The sequence below is a fragment of the Klebsiella grimontii genome (genome assembly GCF_042137965.1).
GTDB lineage: Bacteria > Pseudomonadota > Gammaproteobacteria > Enterobacterales > Enterobacteriaceae > Klebsiella > Klebsiella grimontii.
In genome coordinates this window covers 1,176,316-1,197,664 of record NZ_CP169721.1, presented here as the reverse complement: position 1 = coordinate 1,197,664, position 21,349 = coordinate 1,176,316, and the positions used below count along the sequence as shown (strand labels likewise).

Genomic DNA, 21,349 nt, shown 5'->3' with positions numbered 1-21,349 from the left:
TCAGGCTCCTCGGGAAATCACAATCACCACCAGTACCGCCAGCTCCACCAGCGCCACGCCGCGAAACAGCGCGGGCACGGAAGCGTTCTGCCAGCCGGGCACCAGGCGTACCGGGTTCAGCCAGTGGCGCAGCTTGAGAATCGGCGCAAAGGCTTCTTTCACCGGCATGGCGAAACCGTGGGCGGTCACCACCATGGATTTTTCATGGTCGTAACCGCAGACCCAGGCCGCGCCGCGGGAGCGCGCTGGCAGGCGATCGCCCTTGAAGAGGATCATCAGCAGCAGCGGCAGCAGCGGGCAGGCAATCAGCAGAATGGCGATCAGCGGCTGGGAGACCACGCTGGAGACCTCCGCCTGCACCGGAAACGCCCCGCTCACCAGCGGCAGCAGCCACGGCGCGGCAACCCCGCCAATCACGCAGCAAACGGCAGAAAGCACCACGCTAAAAGTCATCAGCCCCGGCGCGCAGGTAGCGTTTTCCGCCTCTTTACTGCGCGGCGCGCCGAGGAAGGTGACGCCGTAGACTTTCGCCATACACATCACCGCCAGGGCGCCGGTAATCGCCAGGCCCACCGCCAGCAGCGGCCCCAGCAGGCGGCCAACAAACGCGTCGCCGGTGCTCAGCTTGAAGAAGGACTGATAGATCACCCACTCCCCGGCAAAACCGTTCAGCGGCGGCAGCGCGGCCATCGCCATCAGGCCCACCAGCATGGAGAGCGAAATCAGCGGCATTTTCTTGCCGATGCCGCCGAGCTTTTCGATATCGCGATGGCCGGTGCGGAACCACACTGCCCCCGCGCCGAGGAACAGGGTGGTTTTAAACAGGCTGTGGTTGATCAGGTGATACATGCCGCCGATAAAACCCAGCACCATCAGGGTCGGGTTATGGGTCGCCACGCCGGTGACGAACGCCCCGAGGCCGAGCAGGATAATGCCGATATTTTCCAGGGTGTGGTACGCCAGCAGGCGCTGAATATTGTGCTCCATCAGGGCGTACAGTCCGCCGACGAAGGCGGTGATCATCCCCAGCACCAGCAGCATCACGCCCCACCACAGCGGCGGTACGCTACCGGCCAGCGACACCGTCAGGATGCCGTAGAGACCGACCTTCATCACCACCGTGGAAAACAGCGCGGCGGCCGGCGCGCTGGCGCCGGCGTGAGCCTGCGGTGCCCAGCCGTGCAGCGGAATGACCCCGGCCAGCAGCGCAAAGCCGATCAGGCCTGGCAGCCACAGCAGCGCGTTTTGCGGTACCGCCAGCGCCAGCTGGTTAATCTGCGCCAGCTCAAGGGTGCCGTAGGACGACCACACCAGCCAGCAGCTCCACGCCATCAGCAGCGTACCCAGACGCCCTAGCGCAAACCACAGCTTGCCGGACTGCGCGCAGCCGGTAAGAAACGCGGCGCACAGGGCCATAATCTCCGCCATCACCACCAGCGCGCCGAAGTTCGTCACCACCACCGCGCAGACGGCGGCAGCCAGCAGCAGATTCACCAGCAGGCCGTTGGCTTTGACCTGCGAGTGGCGATGCCAGGCGATATTGAACAGCGAAATCGGCAGCGCCGACAGGCCGATCGCCAGCAGCCACAGCGCGTTGACGCCGCCCACGCGCAGGGTCAGGTGCAGCATCTGCAGCATACCGCCGCTGACGCGCTCCGGCATCAGCAGCGCCGTTCCGCCCGCCAGCACCAGCATCGCGCTGGCAACCGCGCCGCCGATCCCGGCGATCGCCCCGCTCAGCGGTTTGCGCAGGGCGAACAGAAATGCCAGCACCGCGCTGGCGGCGTACCAGGCCACCGCCTGATTCACTAAGGAAATCACACTCATTTCACGTCCCCTTGTTGCGCCTGGAACAGCGACAGATCGCCGAGGTCGGTATTAAAAGTCAGCTGCCGCTTACGCTTGCTGGCCTGGGCGATATCGCGGATATCCACCAGCAGCAGCGCGTTAGTCGGGCAGGTACGAACGCACGCCGGGCCCTGCTCGTCGAAGTGGCACAGGTCGCATTTAACGGCGATAGCGCGCACGCCCGGCACCCAGTCGAGCAGCGTGCTGACGCGGGCCGGCGCCGGCGGCGCGGCGGGGGCCATGGGGGTATTGGCGTTAGCCGGTATATCCAGCGGACGGCTGCCGGAAAACTCAATGGCGCCGAACGGACAGGCGATGCCGCACAGCTTGCAGCTTACGCACAGGCTCTCGTTGAGCTGCACCGCGCCATCAACGCGATTAATGGCGTTAACCGGGCAGACGGCGGCGCAGGGCGCATCTTCACAGTGGTGGCACATCTGCGGCGCGGATTCTTTTTCATTGCGCATTAAATGCAACCGGGGCATGGCTTGCAGGCCATGCTGGCGGTGAGTCTCAGCGCAGGCGGCTTCGCAGGTGCGACAGCCGATACAGACGGTGGAGTCAGCAATTACAAAACGGTTCACCGGGTCATCCTCGGGTGAAAGTCATTTTTGACGAAAACAGGTTGCGCAGGTGTCAGCTTCGACACTTGTCGACACCTGACGATTAACGGGCCAGCGTCAGGTGGCTTAAATCCACCGGCTGGTCTTGTTCGATAGCCTCATAGAGACGGTCGTAAACGCTGGCGATAGTCGCCAGATAGTGCTCGAGAACCTGCTCGCGGTCGCGGTTGCTGATCCGGCCATCGATAGTGCCATCCGAGCCCAGCGTGGCCTGGGCGATCAGACGCCTGTCGTCGCCGTTTTTGGTTTCCACGTAATACTCGATGGTGTGGCTGTTAAACCCTTCCGCCAGCGCGACGTAGACCTGAAAATGGCCAAACAGGACGAAGCACAGTTCTTTATCCGGCGCGCAGCTCATGGCGTGATGCAGACGCGCTTTCGACAGGGTTATTCCCTGTACCAGGGAGTTGCAATAGGTGTGCCACTGCTCCTGATGCTGGCGGTGACGATCGGCGATGTAGTCCGCCTTTTCACTTAATTCCCAAATAGTCATCCCGGATCCCCCGTTGTATGAGATGCACCGGTTAAGCATTTTCCATGCCAAAAATTAATTTATTGATTTTAAATGAATTTATTAAATACCGGACGGCAGAAAGACATGTCGATGACGATATCTGACGCGCGTCATCGACATTTCCGTGACATTACCTGTGACCTGGCATCGTTATTGCATTAAAGGGCCATCGCGATACGGAGGCACCATGCACGAAATCACCCTTAGCCAGCGGGCGCTGGAAATTATCGAACAGCAGGCGCAGCAGGCCGGCGCGCGTCGGGTCACCGGCGTGTGGCTGAAGGTCGGGGCGTTTTCCTGCGTGGAGGCCAGCGCGCTGACCTTCTGCTTTGAGCTGGTGTGCCGCGGCACGCTGGCGGAAGGCTGCGAGCTGCATATCGCCGAGCAACAGGCTGAATGCTGGTGTGAAACCTGCCAGCAGTACGTGCATCTCATCTCGCAGCACGTGCGCCGCTGCCCGCAGTGTCAGAGCGACCGGCTGCAAATTGTGGCGGATGACGGCTTACAGATTCAGCGAATAGAAGTAACTCAGGAGTGACATATGTGTACAACCTGCGGCTGCGGTGAAGGCAACCTTTATATAGAAGGCGATGAGCATAACCCGCATTCGGCGTTTCGCAGCGCCCCCTTCGCGCCTGCCCCGCGCCAGATGATGAATATTACCGGCGTGAAAACCGATAACTTTTCCCCCACCCACTCGGCGGCGGGCGACCTGCACTACGGTCACGGCGAGGCGGGTACCCACGCGCCGGGCCAAAGCCAGCGGCGGATGCTGGAAGTGGAAATCGACGTGCTGGATAAAAACAACCGTCTGGCCGCCCGCAACCGCGCGCGCTTCGCCGCTAAAAACCAGCTGGTGCTGAACCTGGTCTCCAGCCCGGGCTCCGGCAAAACCACCCTGCTGACGGAAACCCTGCTGCGGCTGAAAGCGAAAACCGCCTGCGCGGTGATTGAAGGCGATCAGCAAACGGTGAACGACGCCGCGCGCATCCGCGCCACCGGCACCCCGGCGATTCAGGTCAACACCGGTAAAGGCTGCCATCTCGACGCGCAGATGATCGCCGACGCCGCGCCGCGCCTGCCGCTGGATGACCGCGGGATCCTGTTTATCGAAAACGTCGGCAACCTGGTGTGCCCGGCGAGCTTCGACCTCGGCGAACGCCATAAAGTGGCGGTGCTGTCGGTCACCGAAGGCGAAGACAAACCGCTGAAGTATCCGCATATGTTCGCCGCCGCCAGCCTGATGCTGCTCAACAAGGTCGACCTGCTGCCGTATCTCAACTTTGACGTGGAGAAATGTCTGGCCTGCGCTCGCGAGGTGAACCCGGATATTGACATCATCCTGCTCTCCGCCACCAGCGGCGAAGGCATGGACCAGTGGCTCAGCTGGCTGGAGGCGCAGCAATGTGCATAGGCATTCCCGGACAAATCTGCGCCATTGACGGCAATCTGGCGAAGGTCGAAGTGTGCGGCATTCAGCGCGAAGTCGATCTCACCTTAGTCGGCGCGGTCGACGACCGCGGTCAGCCGCGTCTCGGCCAGTGGGTGCTGGTCCACGTGGGTTTCGCCATGAGCGTAATCAACGAAGCCGAAGCCCGCGACACCCTCGAAGCGCTGCAAAATATGTTTGAAGTCGAGCCGGACGTCGGCGCGCTGCTGTACGGCGAGGAGCGGTAAATGCGTTATGTCGATGAATACCGCGCGCCGGAACAGGTGATGCAGCTGGTGGAGCATCTCCGGCAGCGGGCGCGCCTGCTGCCGCATACCGCCGACCGTCCGCTGCGCATTATGGAAGTGTGCGGCGGCCATACCCACGCCATTTTTAAATTCGGCCTCGACCAGCTGCTGCCGGAAAATATCGAGTTTATTCACGGCCCCGGCTGCCCGGTGTGCGTGCTGCCGATGGGACGCATCGACGCCTGTATCGATATCGCCAGCCGTCCGGGGGTGATTTTCTGCACCTTTGGCGACGCCATGCGCGTGCCGGGAAAAAACGGCTCGCTGCTGCAGGCGAAATCGCGCGGCGCCGACGTCCGCATCGTCTATTCGCCGATGGACGCCCTGAAGCTGGCGCAGCAGAACCCCGAACGTGAAGTGGTGTTCTTCGGCCTTGGTTTTGAAACGACGATGCCCGCCACCGCCCTGACCCTGCGCCAGGCCCGCGAGCGCGGCGTCGCCAACTTCTACTTTTTCTGCCAGCACATCACCCTGCTGCCGACCCTGCGCAGCCTGCTCGACCAGCCGGATAACGGTATCGACGCTTTTCTCGCCCCCGGTCACGTCAGCATGGTGATTGGCACCGACGCCTACGGCTTTATCGCCAGCGACTATCATCGTCCTTTAGTGGTGGCCGGATTCGAACCGCTTGATCTACTGCAAGGCGCGGTGATGCTGGTTGAGCAGACAATAGCGCGGCACAGCGACGTGGAGAACCAGTATCGCCGGGTGGTGCCCGATGAGGGCAATCCGCTGGCGCAGTCGGCCATCGCCGAGGTGTTTTGCCTTAGCGGCGATAGCGAGTGGCGCGGGCTGGGGGTGATTAGCGACTCCGGCGTGCATCTGACGGCGGCATACCAGCGTTTCGACGCCGAGGCGCATTTCCGCCCGGCGCCGCAGCGGGTCAGCGACGACCCGCGCGCCCGCTGCGGCGAGGTGCTGACCGGCCGCTGTAAGCCGCACCAGTGCCCGCTGTTCGGCAAGACCTGCAACCCGCAGAGCGCGTTCGGCGCGCTGATGGTCTCATCGGAAGGCGCCTGCGCCGCCTGGTATCAATATCGCAGTCAGGAAATCGAAGCATGAAAAGCGTTCAGTTAGCCCACGGTAGCGGCGGTCAGGCGATGCAGCAGCTGATCGGCGACCTGTTTATGCAGGCTTTCGCCAACCCCTGGCTGGCGGAGCAGGAGGATCAGGCGCGTCTCGATCTCACCCAGCTTAGCGCGCAGGGCGACAGGCTCGCCTTCTCCACCGACAGCTACGTCATCGATCCGCTGTTTTTTCCCGGCGGCAATATCGGCAAGCTGGCGGTGTGCGGTACGGCCAACGATGTGGCGGTGAGCGGCGCGCTGCCGCGCTATCTCTCCTGCGGGTTTATTCTCGAAGAGGGGCTGGAGATGGCCACCCTCGAAGCGGTGGTGAACAGCATGGCTCAGACCGCCCGGGAGGCCGGTATCGCCATTGTCACCGGCGATACCAAAGTGGTGCCGCGCGGGGCGGCGGATAAGCTGTTTATCAATACCGCCGGGATCGGCGTGATCCCCACCGGTATTCGCTGGGGGGCGCAGCAGATTAGCGCCGGCGACGTGCTGCTGGTCAGCGGTACGCTTGGCGATCACGGGGCGACTATCCTCAACCTGCGCGAGCAAATGGGGCTGGACGGCGCGCTGTCCAGCGACTGCGCGGTGCTGACGCCCTTGATTCAGACGCTGCGCGACGTCGCTGGCGTGAAAGCCCTGCGCGATGCCACCCGCGGCGGGGTTAACGCGGTGGCCCACGAGTTCGCCGCCGCCAGCGGCTGCGGGATTGAGCTGTATGAGAATAAGCTGCCGGTGAACGAGACCGTGCGCGGCGTGTGCGAGCTGCTGGGGCTGGACGCGCTGAATTTTGCCAACGAAGGCAAGCTGTTGATCGCCGTCGCCCGCGAAGCGGCGGAAAGCGTACTTGCGCATTTACGGTCTCATCCGTTAGGCCGCGATGCGGCGATAATCGGCGACGTTGTGGCGCGCGCGGGCGTGCGCTCCATCGGCCTGTACGGCGTCAAACGTACGCTGGATCTTCCTCACGCCGAGCCGCTGCCGAGAATTTGTTAACGAGATTCAGGAGCTTTCCCGGAGGCGGCGCGATGCGCCTGTCCGGGCTACCCTAACCCGGATCGCACGAACCTGTAGCCCGGACAGATGCGCAGCATCGCCTCCGGGGAAAAATTAGGATCTCTGCATGATTATCCCGCCCAAACCCGCGGGCAACTGCGGATGGGTGGACGGCGGTCACAACCGCTTTATAAACAGACTATTATTTGTGTCATCACTTTCTTCTGCGCCGCTTTGCGGCGCTTTTGGACTTAAGCAATGTCGTATACACCGATGGGCGATCTTGGGCAGCAGGGTCTGTTTGATATCACCCGCATTTTATTACAGCAGCCGGATCTGGCCGCGCTGAGCGAGACGCTGACCGGCCTGGTGCAGCAGTCCGCGCTCGCCGACCGGGCGGCGATTATTCTGTGGCATTCCGGCAACCATCGCGCGACAAGGCACGCCTGCGACGATGCCGGGCATCCGGTGAGCTATGAAGATGAAACCGTCCTCGCCAACGGCCCGGTTCGTCGTCTGCTGTCCCGACCGGATGCGCTGCATTGCGATAGCGCCACCTTTGCCGAGACCTGGCCGCAGCTGGCCCGAAGCGGACTCTATCCCACCTTTGGCTATTACTGCCTGCTGCCGCTGGCGGCGGAAGGCCGCATCTTCGGCGGCTGCGAATTCATCCGCGATGACAACCGGCCATGGACTGAAAAAGAGTACCAGCGGCTGCACACTTTTACGCAAATCGTCGCCGTGGTGACCGAGCAGATCCAGAGCCGGGTCAGCAATAACGTCGATTACGACCTGCTGTGCCACGAGCGCGATAACTTCCGCATCCTCGTGGCGATCACCAACGCCGTGCTCTCGCGGCTGGATATCGACGAGCTGGTCAGCGAAGTGGCCAAAGAGATCCACCGCTACTTCCGCATCGATGCCATTAGCGTAGTGCTGCGCAGCAACCGCAAAGGCAAGCTCAACATCTACTCCACCCACTACCTCGACGCCAGCCATCCGGTGCACGACCAGAGCGAAGTGGATGAAGCCGGCACCCTGACCGAGCGGGTCTTCAAAAGTAAAGAGATGCTGCTGCTCAATCTGCACGAGCATGACCCGCTGGCGCCGTACGAAAAAATGCTTTTCGAGATGTGGGATAACAAAATTCAGACCCTGTGCCTGCTGCCGTTGATGTCCGGCAATACCCTGCTCGGGGTGCTGAAGCTGGCGCAGTGCGATGAGAAAGTGTTCACCACCACCAATCTTAAGCTGCTGCGGCAAATCGCCGAGCGCGTCTCGATCGCCATCGACAACGCTCTCGCCTACCGCGAAATTCAGCGCCTGAAAGAGCGGCTGGTCGATGAGAACCTCGCCCTGACCGAACAGCTCAACAACGTGGAGAGCGAGTTTGGCGAAATCATTGGCCGCAGCGAGGCGATGAACAGCGTGCTCAAGCAGGTGGAGATGGTGGCGCACAGCGACAGCACGGTGCTGATCCTCGGCGAAACCGGCACCGGTAAGGAGCTGATTGCCCGCGCTATTCATAATCTGAGCGGCCGCAATAGCCGGCGGATGGTCAAAATGAACTGCGCGGCGATGCCCGCCGGGCTGCTGGAAAGCGACCTGTTTGGCCACGAGCGCGGCGCCTTCACCGGCGCCAGCGCGCAGCGTATCGGCCGTTTCGAACTGGCAGACAAAAGCTCGCTGTTTCTCGATGAAGTGGGCGATATGCCGGTGGAGCTGCAGCCGAAGCTGCTGCGCGTCCTGCAGGAGCAGGAGTTCGAGCGTCTCGGCAGCAATAAGCTGATTCACACCGACGTGCGCCTGATCGCCGCGACCAACCGCGATCTTAAGCAGATGGTCGCCGATCGCGAATTTCGCAGCGATCTCTACTATCGGCTGAACGTCTTCCCGATCCACCTGCCGCCGCTGCGCGAGCGGCCGGACGATATTCCGCTGCTGGTGAAGGCCTTCACCTTTAAAATCGCCCGCCGTCTGGGACGCAATATCGACAGCATTCCGGCGGAAACGCTGCGCCTTCTCAGCCGCATGGAGTGGCCGGGCAACGTGCGTGAGCTGGAAAACGTCATTGAGCGCGCGGTGCTGCTGACCCGCGGCAGCGTGCTGCAGCTCTCCTTGCCGGAAATGAACATCGAGCCGCAGCCGCTGGCGGCAGAAGTGCTGCCGGAGGAAGGCGAAGATGAATACCAGCTGATTGTCCGGGTGCTGAAAGAGAGCAACGGCGTGGTCGCCGGACCGAAGGGCGCGGCCCAGCGTCTGGGATTAAAGCGCACCACTTTGCTTTCGCGCATGAAACGGTTGGGCATTCATAAAGACCAGCTGCAGTAGGCGTATCTTCAGAACGCTGTTTCATTTTGATTTTAATGAAACAGCGTTCTGTGAAGCAACTCGCGTTACCCGCCGCTCATCGATGATAAATAAGCCTTTTCCTTAATGGAGATGCTTATGACGCGTTTACCTCTGGCCGCCGCCATCGCTTTGCTGTTCTCTTCTCAGGCGGCATTTTCCTCTCTGCCCACTTTTTCTGTCTGGCCCGGCGGTGAAGCGCCCGGCGCGAAAAACAGCCCGGCGAGTGAATCGCTGGTGGAGCGCAGCAAAGACCCCTCGCTGCCCGATCGCGCGGTCACCGGCGTTCGCGCTCCGACAATTACCATTTACGCGCCGGAGAAGCCCAACGGTATCGCGCTGCTGGTGACGCCGGGCGGCTCTTATCAGCGGGTGGTGCTGGATAAAGAGGGCAGCGATCTCGCCCCGGTGTTTAACGCCCGGGGCTATACCCTGTTTGTGATGACCTACCGGATGCCCGCGGACGGTCATGCGGAGGGCAGCGATGCGCCGCTGGCCGATGCGCAGCGCGCGCTGCGTACCCTGCGGGCGCGGGCCGCCGAGTGGCATATCGACCCGCATAAAATCGGCATTATGGGCTTTTCCGCCGGGGGGCACGTGGCGGCCAGCCTGGAGATCCGCTATAGCGAACCGGCTTACGCCGCCGTGGATGCCATCGACCAGCAGAGCGCGCGGCCGGACTTCGCGGTGCTCGGCTATCCGGTGATTTCGATGGATCCGGCGATTGCCCATCCCGGATCGCGCAAGGCGTTGATTGGCGAAACGCCGACGGCGGAGCGGCAGCATCGTTATTCACCGGAGCAGAACGTCACGCCGCAGACGCCGCCGACCTTTATTTTCCACGCGGTAGACGATCCTTCGGTGCCGGTGGATAACGCGCTGGTGATGTTTAACGCCCTGCGCGCGCATCAGGTGCCGACCGAGCTGCATCTGTTCGCCGAGGGGAAACACGGATTTGGCATTCGCGGGACCCGGGGCCTGCCCGCCGCCGAGTGGCCGCAACTGGCGATGAACTGGATAGCTTCGCTGGCGGAAATGAACAAATAGCGCCGATAATCCCCGGCTCGCGGCTGACGCCTTAGCCGGGCTACCTGTCCGCAGACGGCGGGGACCTCGTAGCACCGGTGGGTACGGCTTCCCGGAGGCGATGCTGCGCATCTGTCCGGGCTACAAGTTCGTGCGGTTTGGTAGCCCGGACAGGCGCGTCAAGCGCCGCCTCCGGGGGATTTTGCAGAGCTATTTATCAGAACTAAAACCGTTGCTGGTCGCCAGCTCGGCAAACCACAGCGCGTTGCGCTTTATCTGCCGCTCTCCGGTTTGCAGATTAAGCCGCCAAAAACCGTAGCGCCGCTTGAACGAATTAATCCACGACCAGTTATCGATAAACGTCCACTGATGCACGCCAAAACAATTCGCGCCGTCGGCTATCGCGCGATGCAGCTGCACCAGATGCTCTTCCATCAGGCCGATGCGGAACGAATCGTCAATCACCCCGTCTTCGCCCGGTTCGCCTTCCGAATCAATATCCATCGCGATGCCGATTTCCGCGAGGAACCACTTTTTATTGCCGTAGTTATCGCGAATATTGGCGGCAATGTCATAAATCGCCTGCGGCAGAATCTCATTATTATCGCGATAAGGATTAAAGCGCCCTTCTGGATTCACGTAGTTTTCGAAATAGAACTCCGGGGTGAAATAGTCCAGCGTATAGTCGCTTTCGCGTGCCTTGACCCGCCGCGGAACGTAATAGTTAACGCCGAGAAAATCGACGCGCGATCCGCTAATCAGCTCCACGTCGGCTTTTGTCACCTCCGGCAGGCAGTCGTGCGCGGCCAGAATTTCGCACAGCTCTTTCGGGAACTGATGCTTCACCAGCGGATCGAGAAAGCTGCGGTTGAAAAACAGATCCGCATACCACGCCGCTTTTTTATCCTCAGCGCTGTCGTTACGGGTATAGGAGGGCGTCAGGTTCAGCACCACGCCAATCTCGCTCTCCAGCGCCAGCGTGCGAAACTCGCGCACCGCTTTGGCGTGGGCCAGCATAATGTTAAACGCCACCTGCGCCGCCAGCCTGCCGTCTTTCTTGCAGGGATAGTGGAAGTCGTACAGATAGCCGCCCTCAACCGGCACAATCGGCTCGTTGAAGGTGATCCAGTATTTCACTTTGTGACCAAACAGCTCGAAGGCGGTGCGGGCAAAACGCGCGAAGAGATCCGTCACGTGCGCCGACTCAAAGCCGCCGTACTGCTTTTGCAGCGCTTCCGGCATATCAAAGTGATAGAGGTTAATCATCGGCTCAATGCCGTTTTCGATCATCTCATCAAGGTAGGCATGATAGAAACGCACCGCGTCCGGATTGGGCGCGCCGGTTTCGAAATCGTCAATCAGCCGCGACCACTGAATCGAGGTGCGAAAGGAGTTGAATCCGGTCCGCTTCATCAACGCCACGTCCTGAGGATACTGATGATAGGTATCGCAAACGGTTTGCGGCCCAATCTGCTGATAAAAACGTTCCGGCTGTTCGGCAAACCAGCTGTCCCAAATAGAACGGTGCGGCTTGTTGCTGATGCCTTCCGTTTGCGGACCGGATGCCGCCGCGCCCCAAAAAAAGCCTTCCGGAAACTGATACCGGGTCATAACGCCTCCTGTAAGTTAAAAAAGGCCGCACCCGACGGGCGCAGCCAATAAGCACTACTCTGCAACCACTTCAATCGATTTGATAAACATATAGCCCCAGTCGCCGGCGAATTTACCGAAGTCGATGCGGTTATCGCCGGCCTTCAGCTCGACCGGCACCAGTTGCTGCTGGCCCTGTTCATCGGTCTGCGGGAACTCAACCGCGATTGGCGCGCCGCCGTTGACAATAAACGAGTTTTTCTTGCCGCCCCATTTGCCGCTGAACGTTACCCGCAGCAGATACTTGCCGGCCCACGGCGCGGAAACCTGCCAGCTCACCTTATCGCCGTCGTTGGCGAACGGCCCGAGGAAGCCGTCTTCGTCAATCGTCAGCGCGTCTTTCTCGCTTTTCGCCGCCTCAATCTTGCCCTCGGTCACGTGCAATACCCCACCGCCAAAACGGCAGTAGTCGGCGGGGACTTTACCGGCGGCTTCCGTCACCGTGACCTTTACGGTTTTGCTGCTTTTGAGCAGGCCGTCATCGGCGCTAAAGGTCAGCGCATATTCACCGGGGGCGCTGAACCAGGCGCGGGTTTCGGCTTTATCCGTCGTGCAGAAATGAGCCTGCGCGCTGCCGCCGTTGCTCCAGTTCACCTTTACGTCGCGGTCCGGGAGCCCGTCATCGCGCCAGCTCGCGCTCAGCTGCACGCCCTGATCCTGGCTGGTGGTGAGCGTCTCCGCCAGCGCGACTACCGGCGCCTGATTCGCCTGGGTGTGCTTCACGCTAATCACGTTCGAAGGCGCTGAGCTGCCGCTCTCGTTCTTAGCGATGACGCGGTAATAGTACGTATTCCCCAGTTGCAGACTGCGATAGTCATCGCGGAACAGATCCATCGTCTGCGGGTTCCACTCGTTAACGCCATCGGAAATATCGCGCCCCACCACTTTCCACGGCCCGGATGCCGAATCAGCGCGCTCGACATCATAAGCGCGCCCTACCGCCGCCCCCAGCCAGTTGATAGCAAACGGTGAATCCGTCGCCCGCAGCGTCGGCGCATCCGGTTTCGGCAGCGGCGGCGCGTTCTCCTGCCCGTTCATCTGCGCCGCGGCGGTCCGCACCAGGTCGACCACTTCCATTTCCTCATTGGCCTTACCTTCCATCGGGAAGCCCGGCAGATGGTAGCTGTAGTGGCCGGTGGACTCTTTATGCCAGTAGAAACCGCCATCGTGACGATGACCGCGGAAGCCCCAAATCAAGCCGCCCGCCGCCTGCGCGCCGTTGACTTCGCTATGCACGATCGACTGCATAATGGCGTTAAGCTGCTGCGCGTCCAGCAGGCCGAATTCGCCCACCATATAGACTTTTTTACCCGCTGCCGCCGTCAGGTCTTTTTTCACCTGATCGGGATGGTTGTTATCGGCATTGGTGTAGTAGTGGTTGCTGACGATATCGACATTAGGATCGTTGAGCGCAAACCCGTTAATTTTCTTGTAGGTGCCATCGACCACCAGCTGATGCGGCGCCCACTTTTTGATCCACGCGGCGGTCTGCTGAAGGAACGCCGCGTTGGTGTCTTCCAGTTCGTTGCCGGTCTCCCAGGCCATAATCGCTTTTTCGTCGAAATAAGGACGACCGGTCACGCTGTTGGTACGGGTGATAACCTGGCGAATCACGTCAAGATAGGCCTTGAAGGTTTTACTGTCGGTACGGTAAAAATCCTCCGGCTTTTCGTGGTAGAACGCCGCCAGCTGCTCGCGACCGCCCCACCACCACCAGTGATCGATAAACGGCAGGATCAGGCGCAGCCCCTGTTTGTCCGCCTCGGCGATCATGTTGTCGTATACCCGCATCGCCTTTTCGTTCAGGCGCGGCATGCCGTCGGTGGTTTCCGGGGCCAGAATATGGGTTTCTCGACCGCAGGCCTCGTCAAACGTCTGCTGCACCGAGAGCACGTATACCCGCTGCGCCCTGGCGCCGGTTTGCACCATCGCCTTAATCCAGTTTTCCTGCTCTTCCGCCGTCGGCCAGCGGAAGTATTGCCCCCAGCCGCGCGTGTCGGCCTTACAGGTACCGCGCGCATCGTCCTCGATACGGTGCAGCTCCGGCGCGTGGATGCCCGCAAAGCGGAAAACCTTGTCGCCGTCTTTTAGCGTCGCGCCGTCGCGGGTAATAAAGTGTTCAAAGTGCGAGCGCTCTGCGGCCATCGCGCCTGCGCTTCCCAGCGCCGAAAGCAGCGCGACGAGCATCAGTTTTGTCACCGGCTTAATCATCGTTATCTCTCCTTAGAACCAGACTTCGGCCTGCACGCCAAAGTTCAGCGTGTCGGTGTCGCCGCTGCGCGAGTAGCCGCCTGCGGAAATAGTATTGGTGTCCCAGTTATAGTTGCCGTCCAGCGCGTCGGACACGCCTTTGTCCCACTTCGCGTAAGTGACGAAGAAGCGCAGCTGCGGGCGGGTCCAGAAGCCGGAATCAAATGTCAGGGTCGGCGCGATGGTCACTTTCGTCAGGCCGCCTTTGCCTTTACCGTCCACGCCTTTGTAGTTTTTATCGTCGAGATATTCGTAGCCCAGCTCGTACTGCATGGCGAAGTTTTTGGTGATCTGCTGGTACGGGCGGATCCCCGCCACCCAGCTGGTGCGTCCCCAGCCGTCGGCATCTTCCGTCCACCAGCGGTAGTTTTTGTCTTTCTGATAGTAGGCAAACGTGGAGATTTCCCAGTCGCCGAGCGAGGCCATGTTATCCAGCACCACGCGCCAGGACTGGGTATCGTCGAGGTTTGCCCAGCCCCAGCCGTTTTTACCCAGCGAGTCCCCCGCCGCCAGGCCGCGCCCGTACTGGAAGACCACGCGAGAGTAGCCGCCGGTCAGGCCGTAAAAACCGTCAAAGTTGTAGACGCCGGTCACGCCGTAGCCCTTTTCCGCCGAGGTCGGGTGCTTCTCATTGCGGTTCATGTGGTGGCCAATCAGCTCAAGGTCGAAGCCGGTGCCGCCGATCTTTTTCAGCCACAGGTTGAGCGAGTAGTCATCCGGATAGCCCTGATCGCCTTTGTCGACCGGGTAGGCTTTGGTTTCGTCGGTTGGCGAGAAGGCGTAAACCCCGGCATCGAAGCGCGCGAAGCCAAGATCCATATTGTCGAAGCCGCCGCCGGTGCCGTTGTACTGAATGTACTCCCAGTCGAACTGGTGGCTGGAGGTGTTGGAGCTGCTGTAGCGCTTACCGGCCCAGAAGGTCATTTCCGGCGCGAAGTCGAGGTTGGACAGTTCGGCGAAACCTTCGCGGAACTGCACATCATGCCCGTCGTCATCCTGACAGTTCCAGTCGGAGGTGCATTTCGACTGATGGGTAATGTTGGCCTGGACTTTAGCCACCACGCCACTGTCCGAGGTTAACGTCACCGTCGGGATCAGTTCGATCTTGGTATCCTCTTCGTTGCCCAGACGCCATTTGCCGTCCGGCATCAGGCCAACGGAGTCGGCGCGGTTGCCGTCGGCGTTGGCGAGGATCCCCGAACGGATATAGCCGTGGAGCATAAAATCGTACTTCGGATCGGCGATGGCGCAGTCGCTCATCACCGCGAGGGCGAGTAAAGACAGAGGTATTGAATGATTTAGCCTGATCATTTTTATTCCTTGGTTATTTTTTTATTAACACTGCCTGAGAACGGGAGGAAATTTACGGATCAAAATTGGAAATGCACATCCATTAACGGAAAGCGCTTTCCGTAATTGCCGGATGAGTTCACAATTTTAACGAGAGCGGGCGAATATTCGTGATGAGGTTCACATAATCCGGCAGAAATAAAAAAGCCCGCGCGCGGCGGGCTGTGGCAGGCAGGCGAAAAGCTTAGCGTTCGGCGTCGGCGAGCTGGCGTTCGTAGACCTTGAAGAACGGACGATAGAGCATCCAGGCGTTAAAAATGGCAAACAGGCACATGCATAAGTTTTTCCAGCTGCCGTTGGCTGACCACGCCGCGCCGAGCGGCGCCGGCATCGACCACGGCAGCATCGCCACCGCCCGATCGAGAATCCCCAGTTGGGTTAAATACCAGGCGATACAGGCATTTATCAGCGGCACAAACAGAAACGGCAGCAGAAAGACCGGGTTCATGATAATCGGAAAACCAAACAGTATCGGCTCATTGATATTAAACAGCGAGGGGAGCAAGCCAATTTTCCCCACGCTTTTCAGCTGCCGCGAACGGCTGCGCATCGCCATAAACACCAGCGGCAGGGTGGAGCCGATGCCGCCGATCAGCAGGTAAAAATCCCAGAATCCCTGCAGGTAAATATGCGGCAGCGTGGCGGAACCGGCGGCCAGCGCCTGCTGGTTTTCAAACAGATAGGTCATCCAGAATGGGTTCATAATCCCGGTGATAATCAGCGCCCCGTGAATGCCGACAAACCAAAGCAGGTTACAGATAAACAAAGAGATTAATACCGCGGTTAAGGTGTCGGACGCCACCACCAGCGGCCGCACCGCTTCGCTAATCAGCTCCGGTAAAATGCGCCCGGTGCTCTGCAACAGCAGCGCGTTGATGACGCTGATGGAGAGCATCACCACCAGCAGCGGGATCAGCAGTTGAAAGCCGTTGCGGGTCATCACCGGCACCTCTTCCGGCAGGCGGATGCACCAGCCTTTTTTGTAGAAGAAGCGCACGATCTCAATGGAGTAAGTACTTGAAATCAGCGCGGTAAAAATCCCCATCCCGCCAAGATAAAGATTGGCCGCGCCGTTGCCGCGAAAGCCGATAAGCAGCAAGAACGCCAGGCAGCCGGTCAGCCCGCAGAGCCGCTCCGGCAGCCGGTACTGCTTGGCAAGACTGGCGCTGGCGCCGAAGGCCACAATCAGCGCCACCAGCCCGATGGTCAGTTCGAAAGTCGGCAGCAGAATGGGACGCAGCTGGAAATAGAACTGGCCGAAAAACGATGCGACGTCGATGGAAACGGGCGGAAACAAAATCGGCACCAGCAAACTTCCGACAATCACAAACGGCATCGCCAGCGCAAAGCTGTCACGCATCGCCGTGATGTGGTTATTGCGTGTCAGAACGTTGGCCAGCGGCGCCAGACGCTGCTCGATGATGTCGACGGCAACATTCATCAACTGAATGTTCATAATCCTGCCTTTCAGAATAGGTTGGTCGCCAGGATGATCGCGCACTCCCGGGTAAAGTAAAAGCCCGTCATAGGTGATCGTGGTCACAATAAATAAATCCACAATTGGAAAGCGCTTTCCGTTTTATATCCGTTATGACTATAGTCGGCGCATCCATCTCATCAGGAGCGATATATGAAAAAGATAATGTTGTGCTGTTCCGCGGGCATGTCCACCAGCCTGCTGGTGAAAAAAATGATCGCCGAAGCCGAGCAGCGCGGTCTACCGGTGGAGATCAACGCCTTCGGCGTCGCGGAATTCGATCGGCAGGTCGGCCATTACCAGGTGGTCCTGCTGGGGCCGCAGGTGAAATACATGCAGAAAGATCTGCAAAAACAGGCGGATAAATACGGGATCCGCGTGGAACCCATCAACATGATGGATTACGGCATGCAAAAAGGCGGCGCCGTACTGGATTTCGCGCTTTCCCTTATCGATAACAAAAACTAAGGAAAGATCATGAGCTCTCTGTACGCTAAGCTGATCGCCGTGATTGAACAGAAGATCACCCCTATGGCGGGGGCGATCGGCCAGCAAAAATACGTTACCTCCATCCGCGACGGTTTTATTACCGCCCTGCCCTTTATGATCGTCGGCTCGTTTTTGCTGGTCTTTATTTTCCCGCCTTTTTCTCCGGATACGACGTGGGGTTTTGCCCGCGCCTGGCTGCAATTTTCCCTCGATCATCGCGATGCGCTGATGCTGCCATTTAACTTCAGCATGGGGGTGATGACGCTGTTTATCGCCGTCGGGATCGCCGCCAGCCTGGCGAAACACCACAATCTGGACTCGCTGACCGCCGGGATGCTGTCGCTGATGTCGTTTCTGCTGGTGGCCGCGCCGCTGAAGGATGGCCAGATCTCCACCGCCTACTTCTCGGGTCAGGGGATCTTTACCGCGATTCTGGTGGCAATTTACTCCACCGAACTGTACGCCTTCCTCAAGCGGCACAACATTACGATCCGTCTGCCGCCTGAAGTTCCGGCGGGCGTAGCGCGCTCGTTTGAAATTCTGATCCCGGTGCTGGCGATCGTGCTGACGCTGCATCCGCTGAATCTGTTTATCGAAGCGCAGCTGGGAATGATTATCCCGGAAGCGATCATGTCGCTGGTGAAACCGCTGGTGGCGGCTTCCGATACCCTACCGGCGATTCTGCTGTCGGTGCTGGTGTGCCAGGTGCTGTGGTTTGCCGGGATCCACGGGGCGCTGATCGTCACCGGGATCATGAATCCATTCTGGATGGCGAACCTGTCGATCAACCAGGCGGCGATGGCCGCAGGCACCGCGATCCCGCATATCTACGTCCAGGGCTTCTGGGATCACTACCTGCTGATCGGCGGCGTCGGATCCACCCTGCCGCTGGCGCTGATGCTGCTGCGCAGCAAGGCCGTGCATCTGCGAACGATTGGCCGGATGGGCGTGGTGCCGGGCGTATTTAACATCAACGAGCCGATTCTGTTTGGCGCGCCGATCATCATGAACCCGCTATTCTTCCTGCCGTTCGTGCTGGTGCCGATGATCAACGCGACCCTGGCCTACTTTGCGCTGAAGCTGGACCTGGTGAGCCGCGTGGTGTCGATGACGCCGTGGACGACGCCTGCCCCTATCGGCGCCTCATGGGCGGCGAACTGGAGCTTTAGCCCGGTGATCATGTGCCTGATCTGTATGGCGACGGCGATGGTGATGTACCTGCCGTTCCTCAAAGCCTACGAAAAACAGCTGCTTGAGCAGGAGCACGCTAACGCGGCCGCCCAGGCCGAAAGCGCGCCGCAGTCCGCATAATTCATACTATTCAGAGGGTTGTCATGGAATTAGAAGAACAGGTGATGGGTATCATCATCAACGCCGGCCAGTCGCGTAGCCTGTGCTACGAAGCGTTGAGCTGCGCTAAAGCGGGGGATTTCACCGCCGCCGACGAAAAAATGAAAGAAGCGGCGCATTTCGCCCGCGAGGCGCATCGGGTGCAGACCCAGCTGATTGAGGCCGACGAGGGAGAGGGTAAAACCAAAATGACCCTGGTGATGGTTCACGCTCAGGATCATCTGATGACCTCAATTCTGGCGAAAGAGCTGATCGGCGAACTGATCGCCATTTACCGCTCGCGACCGCTGCACGCGTAGAGTTCCTCCTCTCCAGGGGAGAGGAGATGACGTAGCCCGGGTAAGGCGTTTACGCCGCGACCCGGGAAAACGGTAAATTCTCATGTCATCTGGCTGACTTCCCGGCTCGCGCTGCGCTTAGCCGGGCTACCTGGACTGCACGCGTAGCATCCTCCCGGAGAAAACCGGCTGGCCCCGGGAAACCGTCTACCACGATTAAGGACAACCATGCTACATCTCGGTTTAGACATCGGCGGCACCAAAATGGAAGCCGTCCTGCTCAACGCGGCGGGCGAATGCGTCTATCGCCAGCGCCGTCCGACACATAAAGAGAGCTACGACGCGTTTATGCAGCAGCTGCTCGGACTGATTGAGAGCGTCCGCGCCTGGAGCGAGCGTCCGTTTACCCTCGGTATCGGCCTGCCGGGGGCTATCGACCCGCAAAGCGGCCTGATTAAAAACTGTAACTGTCTGGTGCTTAACGGCCACGACCTACGCCACGACCTGATGCGGGAGCTCGGTCAACCGGTATGGATGGCGAACGATGCCGACTGCTTCACCCTCTCTGAGGCGGTGGACGGCGCGGGCGCCGGGGCGACGACCGTATTCGGCGTCATCATCGGCACAGGCTGCGGCGGCGGCGTCGCGGTGAACCAACGGCTGCTCAGCGGGCCTAACGCCATCGCTGGCGAATGGGGACACAATCCCCTGCCGGGCTACCGCCCCGAGCGCGACGGCCCGGCGCAGCCCTGCTACTGCGGAAAAGAGAACTGCATCGAAAGCTTTATTTCCGGCACCGGCTTTGCCCGCCGCTACGGCGCGCAGGCGCGATCCGAGGCGATTATCGCCGCCGCGCAAAACGGCGATCCCCAGGCGCTGGCCCACTGGCGGCATTTTATCGACGCTTTCGCCCGCAGCCTGGCGTCGGTAATCAATATCCTCGATCCGCAGGTGATTGTGCTGGGCGGCGGGCTCTCCAACGTCGGGCAAATCTATGAGCAGCTGCCGTCGGCAATCGTCCCGTATCTCTTCTCCGATAGCTGCCGGACGCAGATCAAACAGGCCCGCTTCGGCGACGCCAGCGGCGTGCGCGGCGCGGCCTGGCTACCGGTTCTGGACAGCGCTGAAGGCCGCCGGCGGTAGACACTTTTTTCAGCAGGTATGCTAAGCTAGGCGAAAATATTCAGACAGAAAATGCCATGCCAACCATTGATGATGTTTCAAGATTAGCGAATGTCTCCCGAGCGACGGTATCCCGCGTGCTGACCGGCACCAGGGGCGTGCGCGAAGAGAGCCGGGAAGCGGTTCTGCGCGCGGTAGAAGAACTTAACTACCGCCCGAGCTTTGCCGCGCAAAACCTCGCCAGTCAGACATCCAATCACGTGGGGCTGGTGATCCCGGCGAACGATGACAGCAGCGGCGCGCGCCTGCTGCCGATGCTCTCATTAGCGCTAAAGGGGCTGAATAAAAACCTGATTGTTCAGTACGTGACGGATGCGGCGGAACAGGCGGCGGTGGTTGACGATTTACAGCGCCAGTGCGTGGCGGTGGTGGTGCTCGGCGCCGTCCCGGCGGAGGCGCCGCGCAACGTGATCTCCTTTGACCGTTTCAGCATTGCCGGAGTCAATAATCAGGGCTACGACTACACTTTCGCCACCGAAAGCGCCTGCCGCTACGTGATCGGCAAGGGCCATCGCAATATCGCGCTGCTCGTTGATAACGACAGCGATGACGCCAGCCGCCAGATGCTCGAAGGCTATCGCAACGTTCTGCAAAACTACTCCATCCCTTTTAACCGGCAGCTGATGCTGGCGGCCAACGATAACGTTGAACAGGCGCTGCTGACGCTGATTAACAGCTTCAGCAAATACTCGGTGATTATCGTGAAACGGGACCGCTACGCCGCCGAAGCGATGCGCCTGCTGCGCGAGTTCAACGTTGCCGTACCGCAGGAGGTCTCGCTGCTGAGCCTGGAGGATTCCCCCCTCGCCTCGCTGCTCAATCCGCCGCTCACCTGTATTTCCTGGCCGCTGGAGCAGCTGATGGAGAACTGCCTGCAGCGTATTCGTAACCTGATTGACGAGCGCCCCACCTTCTCCGCCGAAGGCCGTACGCTGGCGGGGCGCCTGATCCCGCGCCAGTCGGTGGCCGATCTCTCCTGATTCTAGCGTCCGGCCTTCCGCGTGGCCGGGCCTTTCCTCTCGCGCCGCTGGTTCCCACGCTAATCATTCGCCTCACATCTAAATAAGAATTATTTTCATTTATAAATAGCGTGTGCTATATAACATAGCAATGGCTATAAATGATGATTAATTAATCGCAACGTTGTGAGGGACCTT

Annotated in this window: 19 protein-coding genes; 12 read left to right on the top strand and 7 right to left on the bottom strand. The window is 60.0% G+C overall.

The features are described from left to right. The 3 genes from hycC to hycA all read right to left on the bottom strand — a co-directional run bounded on the left by hycC (position 1) and on the right by hycA (position 2,964). Positions 1–1,827, bottom strand: a complete 1,827-nt coding sequence (hycC, locus tag ACE3MN_RS05775) for a formate hydrogenlyase subunit 3 (RefSeq protein WP_189095210.1) — start codon at positions 1,825–1,827, stop codon at positions 1–3. Then, on the bottom strand, positions 1,824–2,432 hold the full coding sequence (locus ACE3MN_RS05770; protein ID WP_049088683.1) for a 4Fe-4S dicluster domain-containing protein: 609 nt from the start codon (positions 2,430–2,432) through the stop codon (positions 1,824–1,826). Before ACE3MN_RS05770 ends, hycC begins: the two co-directional genes overlap by 4 nt. Positions 2,433–2,514: 82 nt before the next feature. After that, positions 2,515–2,964 (bottom strand): formate hydrogenlyase regulator HycA, encoded by a 450-nt coding sequence (gene hycA, locus ACE3MN_RS05765; protein ID WP_004134329.1) that lies wholly within the window; start codon positions 2,962–2,964, stop codon positions 2,515–2,517. 208 nt (positions 2,965–3,172) lie between these two features. On the opposite strand from hycA, the gene hypA reads away from it, so the two are divergent. The 7 genes from hypA (at position 3,173) to ACE3MN_RS05730 (ending at position 10,187) form a co-directional block, all read left to right on the top strand. Continuing rightward, the gene (gene hypA, locus ACE3MN_RS05760) at positions 3,173–3,523 is read left to right on the top strand and encodes a hydrogenase maturation nickel metallochaperone HypA (RefSeq protein ID WP_004134327.1); all 351 of its coding nucleotides are present in this window, start codon (positions 3,173–3,175) and stop codon (positions 3,521–3,523) included. 3 nt (positions 3,524–3,526) lie between these two features. Next, entirely contained in the window at positions 3,527–4,399 is an 873-nt protein-coding gene (gene hypB, locus ACE3MN_RS05755) for a hydrogenase nickel incorporation protein HypB (RefSeq protein WP_049131980.1), read from the top strand. Then, complete coding sequence (locus tag ACE3MN_RS05750) at positions 4,390–4,662, top strand: HypC/HybG/HupF family hydrogenase formation chaperone (RefSeq protein WP_004104861.1); 273 nt, start codon at positions 4,390–4,392, stop codon at positions 4,660–4,662. The genes hypB and ACE3MN_RS05750 overlap by 10 nt, the downstream gene beginning before the upstream one ends. Further along, positions 4,663–5,784: a hydrogenase formation protein HypD gene (gene hypD, locus ACE3MN_RS05745; RefSeq protein ID WP_004134323.1), complete on the top strand. Its 1,122-nt coding sequence runs from the start codon at positions 4,663–4,665 to the stop codon at positions 5,782–5,784. Continuing rightward, positions 5,781–6,791, top strand: a complete 1,011-nt coding sequence (hypE, locus tag ACE3MN_RS05740) for a hydrogenase expression/formation protein HypE (RefSeq protein WP_004134322.1) — start codon at positions 5,781–5,783, stop codon at positions 6,789–6,791. Before hypD ends, hypE begins: the two co-directional genes overlap by 4 nt. 258 nt (positions 6,792–7,049) lie before the next feature. After that, positions 7,050–9,122, top strand: a complete 2,073-nt coding sequence (flhA, locus tag ACE3MN_RS05735; RefSeq protein WP_004134321.1) for a formate hydrogenlyase transcriptional activator FlhA — start codon at positions 7,050–7,052, stop codon at positions 9,120–9,122. 117 nt (positions 9,123–9,239) lie between these two features. After that, positions 9,240–10,187 carry an alpha/beta hydrolase gene (locus ACE3MN_RS05730; protein WP_004134317.1) on the top strand — a complete coding sequence of 316 codons (948 nt, stop codon included), beginning with the start codon at positions 9,240–9,242 and terminating at the stop codon, positions 10,185–10,187. Positions 10,188–10,376: 189 nt separating this feature from the next. On the opposite strand, the gene ACE3MN_RS05725 is transcribed toward ACE3MN_RS05730, so the two are convergent. The 4 genes from ACE3MN_RS05725 to ACE3MN_RS05710 form a co-directional block, all read right to left on the bottom strand. Beyond that, on the bottom strand, positions 10,377–11,777 hold the full coding sequence (locus ACE3MN_RS05725) for a glycoside hydrolase family 1 protein (RefSeq protein WP_064371626.1): 1,401 nt from the start codon (positions 11,775–11,777) through the stop codon (positions 10,377–10,379). 54 nt (positions 11,778–11,831) lie between these two features. Beyond that, entirely contained in the window at positions 11,832–14,027 is a 2,196-nt protein-coding gene (locus tag ACE3MN_RS05720) for a CBM35 domain-containing protein (protein WP_049088679.1), read from the bottom strand. A gap of 12 nt (positions 14,028–14,039) precedes the next feature. Beyond that, on the bottom strand, positions 14,040–15,377 hold the full coding sequence (locus tag ACE3MN_RS05715) for a carbohydrate porin (RefSeq protein WP_024358454.1): 1,338 nt from the start codon (positions 15,375–15,377) through the stop codon (positions 14,040–14,042). 223 nt (positions 15,378–15,600) lie between these two features. Further along, on the bottom strand, positions 15,601–16,872 hold the full coding sequence (locus ACE3MN_RS05710) for a PTS sugar transporter subunit IIC (RefSeq protein WP_219192551.1): 1,272 nt from the start codon (positions 16,870–16,872) through the stop codon (positions 15,601–15,603). A gap of 174 nt (positions 16,873–17,046) precedes the next feature. Between ACE3MN_RS05710 and ACE3MN_RS05705 the strand changes: the two genes are divergently transcribed. The 5 genes from ACE3MN_RS05705 to ACE3MN_RS05685 all read left to right on the top strand — a co-directional run bounded on the left by ACE3MN_RS05705 (position 17,047) and on the right by ACE3MN_RS05685 (position 21,172). Continuing rightward, positions 17,047–17,361, top strand: coding sequence for a PTS sugar transporter subunit IIB (locus tag ACE3MN_RS05705; protein WP_004134312.1), 315 nt, complete (start codon positions 17,047–17,049; stop codon positions 17,359–17,361). 9 nt (positions 17,362–17,370) lie between these two features. Continuing rightward, positions 17,371–18,693 carry a PTS cellobiose transporter subunit IIC gene (locus ACE3MN_RS05700; RefSeq protein ID WP_004134311.1) on the top strand — a complete coding sequence of 441 codons (1,323 nt, stop codon included), beginning with the start codon at positions 17,371–17,373 and terminating at the stop codon, positions 18,691–18,693. A gap of 23 nt (positions 18,694–18,716) precedes the next feature. Next, entirely contained in the window at positions 18,717–19,031 is a 315-nt protein-coding gene (locus ACE3MN_RS05695; RefSeq protein WP_004134302.1) for a PTS lactose/cellobiose transporter subunit IIA, read from the top strand. A 207-nt stretch (positions 19,032–19,238) separates the two neighbouring features. Then, positions 19,239–20,153, top strand: coding sequence for an ROK family protein (locus ACE3MN_RS05690; RefSeq protein ID WP_049135026.1), 915 nt, complete (start codon positions 19,239–19,241; stop codon positions 20,151–20,153). A gap of 56 nt (positions 20,154–20,209) precedes the next feature. Beyond that, positions 20,210–21,172, top strand: coding sequence for a LacI family DNA-binding transcriptional regulator (locus tag ACE3MN_RS05685; protein WP_049085408.1), 963 nt, complete (start codon positions 20,210–20,212; stop codon positions 21,170–21,172). Positions 21,173–21,349 lie beyond the last annotated feature (177 nt).

What these genes read in the sequence shown, in the direction of transcription:
- hycC (WP_189095210.1), bottom strand. Translation starts at nt 1,827, where the DNA reads ATGAGTGTGATTTCCTTAGTGAATCAGGCGGTGGCCTGGTACGCCGCC.
- hycA (WP_004134329.1), bottom strand. Translation starts at nt 2,964, where the DNA reads ATGACTATTTGGGAATTAAGTGAAAAGGCGGACTACATCGCCGATCGT.
- hypA (WP_004134327.1), top strand. Translation starts at nt 3,173, where the DNA reads ATGCACGAAATCACCCTTAGCCAGCGGGCGCTGGAAATTATCGAACAG.
- hypB (WP_049131980.1), top strand. Translation starts at nt 3,527, where the DNA reads ATGTGTACAACCTGCGGCTGCGGTGAAGGCAACCTTTATATAGAAGGC.
- ACE3MN_RS05750 (WP_004104861.1), top strand. Translation starts at nt 4,390, where the DNA reads ATGTGCATAGGCATTCCCGGACAAATCTGCGCCATTGACGGCAATCTG.
- hypD (WP_004134323.1), top strand. Translation starts at nt 4,663, where the DNA reads ATGCGTTATGTCGATGAATACCGCGCGCCGGAACAGGTGATGCAGCTG.
- hypE (WP_004134322.1), top strand. Translation starts at nt 5,781, where the DNA reads ATGAAAAGCGTTCAGTTAGCCCACGGTAGCGGCGGTCAGGCGATGCAG.
- flhA (WP_004134321.1), top strand. Translation starts at nt 7,050, where the DNA reads ATGTCGTATACACCGATGGGCGATCTTGGGCAGCAGGGTCTGTTTGAT.
- ACE3MN_RS05730 (WP_004134317.1), top strand. Translation starts at nt 9,240, where the DNA reads ATGACGCGTTTACCTCTGGCCGCCGCCATCGCTTTGCTGTTCTCTTCT.
- ACE3MN_RS05725 (WP_064371626.1), bottom strand. Translation starts at nt 11,777, where the DNA reads ATGACCCGGTATCAGTTTCCGGAAGGCTTTTTTTGGGGCGCGGCGGCA.
- ACE3MN_RS05720 (WP_049088679.1), bottom strand. Translation starts at nt 14,027, where the DNA reads ATGATTAAGCCGGTGACAAAACTGATGCTCGTCGCGCTGCTTTCGGCG.
- ACE3MN_RS05715 (WP_024358454.1), bottom strand. Translation starts at nt 15,377, where the DNA reads ATGATCAGGCTAAATCATTCAATACCTCTGTCTTTACTCGCCCTCGCG.
- ACE3MN_RS05710 (WP_219192551.1), bottom strand. Translation starts at nt 16,872, where the DNA reads ATGAACATTCAGTTGATGAATGTTGCCGTCGACATCATCGAGCAGCGT.
- ACE3MN_RS05705 (WP_004134312.1), top strand. Translation starts at nt 17,047, where the DNA reads ATGAAAAAGATAATGTTGTGCTGTTCCGCGGGCATGTCCACCAGCCTG.
- ACE3MN_RS05700 (WP_004134311.1), top strand. Translation starts at nt 17,371, where the DNA reads ATGAGCTCTCTGTACGCTAAGCTGATCGCCGTGATTGAACAGAAGATC.
- ACE3MN_RS05695 (WP_004134302.1), top strand. Translation starts at nt 18,717, where the DNA reads ATGGAATTAGAAGAACAGGTGATGGGTATCATCATCAACGCCGGCCAG.
- ACE3MN_RS05690 (WP_049135026.1), top strand. Translation starts at nt 19,239, where the DNA reads ATGCTACATCTCGGTTTAGACATCGGCGGCACCAAAATGGAAGCCGTC.
- ACE3MN_RS05685 (WP_049085408.1), top strand. Translation starts at nt 20,210, where the DNA reads ATGCCAACCATTGATGATGTTTCAAGATTAGCGAATGTCTCCCGAGCG.